The organism is Flavobacterium branchiophilum NBRC 15030 = ATCC 35035 (genome assembly GCF_002217205.1).
In the GTDB taxonomy this organism is placed as follows: Bacteria; Bacteroidota; Bacteroidia; order Flavobacteriales; family Flavobacteriaceae; genus Flavobacterium; species Flavobacterium branchiophilum.
Genome location: NZ_MUGT01000108.1, coordinates 1 through 6,419, shown reverse-complemented (window position 1 = coordinate 6,419; position 6,419 = coordinate 1). Strand labels below are relative to the sequence as shown.

The 6,419-nt window shown below is 28.9% G+C and carries 7 protein-coding genes; all 7 read right to left on the bottom strand.

The window, feature by feature from the left end:
- Window positions 1-708: tetratricopeptide repeat protein (locus B0A58_RS11805; protein ID WP_133063132.1), on the bottom strand; the 708-nt coding region annotated here is incomplete at its 3' end.
- Window positions 705-1,088, bottom strand: a complete 384-nt coding sequence (locus tag B0A58_RS11800) for a hypothetical protein (protein WP_089081229.1) — start codon at window positions 1,086-1,088, stop codon at window positions 705-707. The genes B0A58_RS11800 and B0A58_RS11805, both read right to left, overlap by 4 nt.
- Window positions 1,089-1,206: 118 nt before the next feature.
- Entirely contained in the window at window positions 1,207-1,626 is a 420-nt protein-coding gene (locus tag B0A58_RS11795) for a hypothetical protein (RefSeq protein WP_089081228.1), read from the bottom strand.
- An 85-nt stretch (window positions 1,627-1,711) separates the two neighbouring features.
- On the bottom strand, window positions 1,712-2,116 hold the full coding sequence (locus B0A58_RS11790) for a DUF1016 N-terminal domain-containing protein (protein WP_089081227.1): 405 nt from the start codon (window positions 2,114-2,116) through the stop codon (window positions 1,712-1,714).
- Window positions 2,117-2,144: 28 nt separating this feature from the next.
- Window positions 2,145-3,215 (bottom strand): PDDEXK nuclease domain-containing protein, encoded by a 1,071-nt coding sequence (locus tag B0A58_RS11785; RefSeq protein ID WP_089081226.1) that lies wholly within the window; start codon window positions 3,213-3,215, stop codon window positions 2,145-2,147.
- 435 nt (window positions 3,216-3,650) lie between these two features.
- Window positions 3,651-5,120, bottom strand: a complete 1,470-nt coding sequence (locus tag B0A58_RS11780; RefSeq protein ID WP_089081225.1) for an Lcl domain-containing protein — start codon at window positions 5,118-5,120, stop codon at window positions 3,651-3,653.
- 569 nt (window positions 5,121-5,689) lie between these two features.
- Entirely contained in the window at window positions 5,690-6,193 is a 504-nt protein-coding gene (locus tag B0A58_RS11775) for a hypothetical protein (RefSeq protein ID WP_089081224.1), read from the bottom strand.
- Window positions 6,194-6,419: the final 226 nt, after the last annotated feature.

Here is a 6,419-nt window from a genome sequence, read left to right as displayed (position 1 = left end):
ATTTAAGGGGCTGAAACAAGACGCTTCCTTATATCTTTTAATATCACTAAACATCATTGCCTTAAATACATTTGGTTTATAGTTATTGTTTTGTAATGTTGAGTTAATTTTTATTGATTCATTATATAGAGATTCAGCTGATTCATATTTTTTCTCTTTTTCTTTTAACTGTGCATATAATGTTAATGTTTTTGAATACATTTCATCTTTACCATTTTTCAATATCCTAAGTTCTATAACTTTTTGATACAAACTATCAGCTTTATTATAGTTTTCATTTTTTTTACTTATTTCTGCTATAAATTCTATTGAATTTATTACTCTATTATCATTATCCTTTATTTCATTTATATGTATTGAAAAATTTTTTTCTGCTTCTTCTAATTTATTATTATCAAAGTAAACGACACCAATTTCATGTCGATAAAATTCTTTCCCAATGAACTCATTTTTTAACGAATCTAAACCATTTTCAATTATTCTATAATATTTTTCAGACTCTTTAATATTTCCAATTTCATATTGTAATTCTGCTTTCCAAGTCAATAATTCAACATAATCACTATTTGACTTGCTTAAATTCATTTTATCAGAACATCTAAGAGCATTTAAAAGATCTCCTTTTCCATTATAATATGAAATGCTATCTAATTGTGAATAAGATAAATAACTTAATGATAATAAAACGATTAAAATAATTTTTTTCATCTTTGTAAGTTAATGATTGTATTTAATTTTAATTTATTAATTTCTTCTTCTTTCAATGGAAATAAACTTGAAAAACATTTCTTTTTTTTATTTATTGTTAATCTATAGATAATATCATTTAACATAAAGTTTATAACATCAATATCTTCTAAACTTATTTTCCTTTTATTAAATACAATTGATAATTTTTCTATTATTTCTTTCCATTCTTCTGGTTTTATTGTTTTAAAATGATCTTTGCCAAAATAATGATTTGTTTCTTGTAAAATATGATAGTAATGACGAAATGCTATGTGAACATAAAAATCTAGGTTTAAATCGTATTCATTATTATCTAATAATATTTTTTTTTTATTTATGTTAAGATTTTCAAAATGCAAATAAATTCTTTTCGCTCTTAAAACTGCATTAAAACATTTTACTTCACTGTTATATTTTTCTTTTTCTATCTTTGCTTTTACATAATTGTACTCTCTTTTTATTACATCTTTTAAAATTTTATTTTTTTTTATATACTTTTTTGTAATCTAAAACTTCGATTTTAAAATTATTTGAAAATTCTTTTAAAACCTCCAAAATTTCATTTTTATTTAATAATATATTATAAACCTCTCTAATTGGAATTCCATTAGAATGGGATAGTGACATTTCATAAATTTCTGTATTAACATCTGTTAAATAAATATTATAAAAAATAATAAATGCATAGTTTTTCATTTGAGGAAGTAAAATAATATTTTGTTTTAGTTCTTTTTCGCTAATTTCAAAATAAAATTCTTGTTCATAATAACTTAAAACTTCATTATTTTTTATCTTTTCACTTATTATTTTGAAACTCATTTCTATATCTTCTAATGTTTCGTTTTTCATCTCATATATTTTAATTATTATTTCCCCTCCTCCAATTCCTCCACCCATTCATTCCATTTTCATCTCATTTCTAATAAAATTCTCCAATACCTTTTTACTAGGTAATTCTATTTGGTATTTAGAAACAAATACATCATTGGTTAATCCTGCTGTGGCATATTCTACCATGGTTTCGTTTTTTTGGCATGATTTCCAATTTTCTCGACACTGTCGAGAATATGTTTTGGGTTATCATGCTTGTATTTTCCAATTTTCTCAACACTGCCGATAAAATGTGAGGATAACTAAGATATAAATCTCTAAAACGGTATAGCTGAGGTGCAGAAATCCCTTTGATATGTTTTACTCTTTTGGCTATTTGATTGATGGTATTGGCTCCATAATCGGCTCTATCAAAACCATTTTGCTCAAATTCAACTATAAAAAACCCTATTAGAATATTACGAATAGTCAAAGAGCTATTTACCTGCTGTACCGCATATTTCTGAGTTTCAATATGTATGTTTTCTATTTGCTGTATAAGTTCATCAAAATTCATAGTGCTTTATTTCTAATGGTTATTCTTATCACTCCTCCTCCAAATCCTCCACCCATTCGTTCAGTTTTTGTTGTAATATTTCTTTTTTGGGTAAATACAAGCTGTATTCTGTGGCGTATATATTGGCTTCTTTGGGCAAGGTCAATTCTACTAAATTGCTGTTTTTCTTTTTACAAAGCAGTATGCCAACTGTGGGTTTCTCGTAATCTAATTTCACATATCGGTCATAATAATTGACATACATTTGCATTTGCCCCAAATCTTGATGCGAAAGCTTTTCAATTTTTAAATCAATCAAGACATAACACTGTAATAATCGGTTGTAAAATACCAAGTCCACAAAAAAATGTTCGTTATCAAATGAAAATCGTTTTTGGCGGGCTTCAAATAAAAAACCTTTGCCAAGTTCTAATAAAAACTCTTGAATTTTGGTAATTATTCTTGTTTCTAAATCATTTTCAGAATAGGTGTTTCTTTCTTCCAATCCTAAAAATTCTAAAGTTAAAGGGTTCTTTAAAAAATCTTCTGGCTTTTCAATGACTTGTCCTTGTTGGGATAATTTTTTCACTTCCTCTTTATTTTTACTTAATGCCAATCGTTCATACAAACTAGAATGGTATTGTCTTTTGAGTTGTGATATAGACCAATTTTGTTCTTTAGCTTCAATCTCATAAAAACTTCGCTCTTCACTGTTTTCAATTCGCATCAAAATCAAATAATGCGACCAACTTAATTGAAATACATTCAAGTTAGTTTGACTTGCCATTTCAGACTTATCTATTTGATTATCATTATTTTGAAAAATACGAAACACTGTCTCGTATTTTGAGTAGCAAAGAAAAAACTGCCTCATATTTTGTAAATTGTCCACAGAAAAACCTCTTCCAAATTGTGCCGTTAATTTTAAAGATAACCCTTGAAGCGTTTTCTTTCCATAAGTTGCTCTCCATTTTCCGTTTTGTTCTTCTTCTACAATTCTTCTACCAATTTCAAAATAGGAATGAACCATAGCCAAATTGGCAACTTGAGCTACTTGTTTTCGCGCTTGTTCTAAAATGGAACGAACCTTTTCAAAAAGTAAATTATCAGCTATTTCCATATTTATTATAAATTTAAAAGTTTCCAAATTTGCTCTGCCTTTTGCTCATATTCCGCATGATAATATGCAATAGCTAAAATGCGAAGTGCTTCAGTTGCATTTTGTTGTTCTTTTGATAATTCTTTTATTTTGCCAATGGCTGCTTCGGGATTGTCAAAAAAAGATAAAGTTATTCACAATAAGGTGTCCTTTTCAACAAAATGATGTGATATACAGAATTAAGAAACATAATTGTAGCCATTTTTTATACTTTTACTAACGTTTTCAACATGGTGTTGTACACAAATCCCTCATGCTTGCTAATTCTTGGTAATGAAGTTGTACCGTATTAGGAGTTGGGTATTTTATTCTTTTTCAAAGTCGAAATTGATACAAAACGTTTTTAACTAATAGCAAAAAACTCTCGAACTCCTTTTTATTTTTCATCAAGGCTTTTTAAAATTTTCTAATTGCTCTTACATAGATTTGACTTGATTTGGAACTACTAGTAGTTATAGTTCCTGTATTAAAATTAATAGAATAAGCAGAAATAGAATTATTTTGAGTAGATGACCAATAAAAAGAGTTATTAAATCCACCTATTAAACTTTTGTTTAAATAAAGTTTAATCAATTCTTCACTACTTGGTAAATACCAATCTGTATAGCCTCCTGAAGATAAATTATTGCAAATAGCCGCTGCGTTAGTAGTAGAGGAGCATCCATTAACAATAGCTGTAGTGTTAGTTTGACCCGAACCCAAAGTTGTGCTTGTTCCAGATATTGAAGTACCTGAACAACCCCATTGTGCTCCTGTACTTTGATTGGAAGTTGTTGCAATTAGACCGTGGGTTTGTCCCGTTATATAACCACTATCACCTGAAACAAAAATATAAGCAATTATACCTCCCTGGTAAGATTGACCCACTGCTAAACTAGGTAATGTTGTAAAAGTACTAGTTGTTCCATACGCTGTTCCTGCACTATTAGTTGCATAGGCTCTCACATAGTAAGTTGTTCCGGTAGTAAGGCTTGTTAAAGAACTTGAAAATATTCCAATACCTGTTCCGTCAATAGTTTTTGTATTTGCTATTGTAGGACTTGATGTTGTATTACTCCAACAAACACCTCTAGAAGTGATTGAAGCTCCACCATCATTAGTTATACTTCCGCCGCTTGAGGCTGATGTTTGTGTAATTGTTGAAACTGCTATTGTTGTAATCCCTGTTGGAATTGTTGCCGCATTGGTTGTAAATGTTTTAACATCACCATAAGCGGTTCCTATACTATTGGAGGCATAAGCTCTAATATAATAATTAGTGTTTGGGGATAATCCTGTTAATGTACTGGAAAAAGTACCAATTCCAGTCCCGTTTGATGTTTTCAGACCTGCTATGGTTGGAATTGTTTGTGTACTGCTATAACAAACCCCACGACTTGTAACATTTGCTGAACCACTATTGGTAATATTTCCACCTGTTATAGCGCTTATTTGAGTGATTGATGTTGCAGCAGTTGTACTTGAAATTATAGGAATAGTAGCTGGCAACGTTTTAAATGTGATTGTGTTGCCATAAGCGGTTCCGTAGCCATTGGTAGCATACGCTCTTGCAAAATAGATGGCGTTTGGTGCTAAATTAGTAATATTACAAGTATAACTTCCTAATGTAGCTGTATTGAAAACAATTTTTAAGTCATTAATGGTTGGGTTTTGAGTGGTACTATAACATATTCCTCTAGCAGTTAAGGATTTACCATTATCTGTTATTACGTTTCCTGAAACATTTGCTGTTGTTTGTGTTACATTATTGAATTCCGTGGTTTTAACGACATTAATTAGTTTTCCATAATCAAATTCATTTTCACAATTAACAAAAAATAGTAATAGTAACACTATTAAAACATTAAAAAGTTTTGTTTTTTTCATTTTATATCATTTAGGATCATTAATAACTACTCTTTCCTTTAAAATTAAAAGCTATACCAAAAGTAATTTCGGGTTTATAGAAATCTTTTTCAATGTCCATAAAAGAAGCACCACCATTTATGCTAATGACTCGGCTTACCCTAAACATTAAACCTGTTGTTGCAACAGTATATCCTGTTTTTTCAGTTGAAATTTCTCTAGAATAATCGTTGTTTATAATTTTATCATAAAATCCATAACCTGCACCAATGTTAAAATAGAGTCTGTTCGAAAATTTTATACTTGGACCTAAATCAATTTCTGATTTGTTTTTAAGATTGGTTCCGTTGATAATATCATCTTTTGCAGTTAAACTGGTTCGACCAGAAAAGTGAAAGCCAACTATATTATCACCTCCTGTTTCATAAATAAAGCCGTATTTTGCAATTTCACCACTCTGAAATCCTAAACTAGAATAAGAACCTAATTGAGGTCTCTGATTTTTTTTTACTACTTTGCTAGCCTTTCTAGCCTTTCTATAAATTTCATCAAACGCTTCGTCTGATATACTTCCTAATCTAATTAAATCATTAAAAGCAACATATTAAATCATTAAAAGCAACATAAGATTTACTTTCTCCTAATTTTTCTAATCTTATAGATTCCACATTTAGTTTGTTTTGTTCCTCTTCTAATTTTTGTTTATTTTCAATTATTGATTTATTGAGCAATTCATTGAACTCTTCTGTACTCATATTGCCAATCTCATTGTTAGTATAAACATCAGGATTTGTGAACGTTCTTAGTCTATCTTTTCGCTCTTTAATAAAATTTGCAAACCTATCTACTTCCATTTGTTTAATTCGATTTGCTTCTGCCTTTTGTTTTGCTTCTAAAGCTTTCTTTTCTACCCGCTCTTTTTCTAATGCAATTTCTTTCTCATGCTCCTCTCTGTTTGCGTTAAATGTTTCTATATCTTTAGGATATTTTTTTAGTTCATTACCTATTAAAATTACATTTCTATAATTATCATTTTGATATTTTATGAATTTATTTTTATAGCTTGCTATTAATTTTCTGGTTTCTTCTATCATAGCAAAATCAATTTCTGAATCCGATAGAATTAACTTATCTTTTATCAAAATTTCAAGATAAGCTACCCTTGGCGGTACTGATTTGTATGGTTTTTTTACTTCTTTGATTAAAGAATCCGCTTCGTGAAAATTTTCTTCATTAAAAAGCTCCCTTGCTTTTTCATATTTTTTATCAATTGTTTTTTGAGAAAAAGTAGTTTGAAAGCAAATGTTTCAGCCCCTTAAA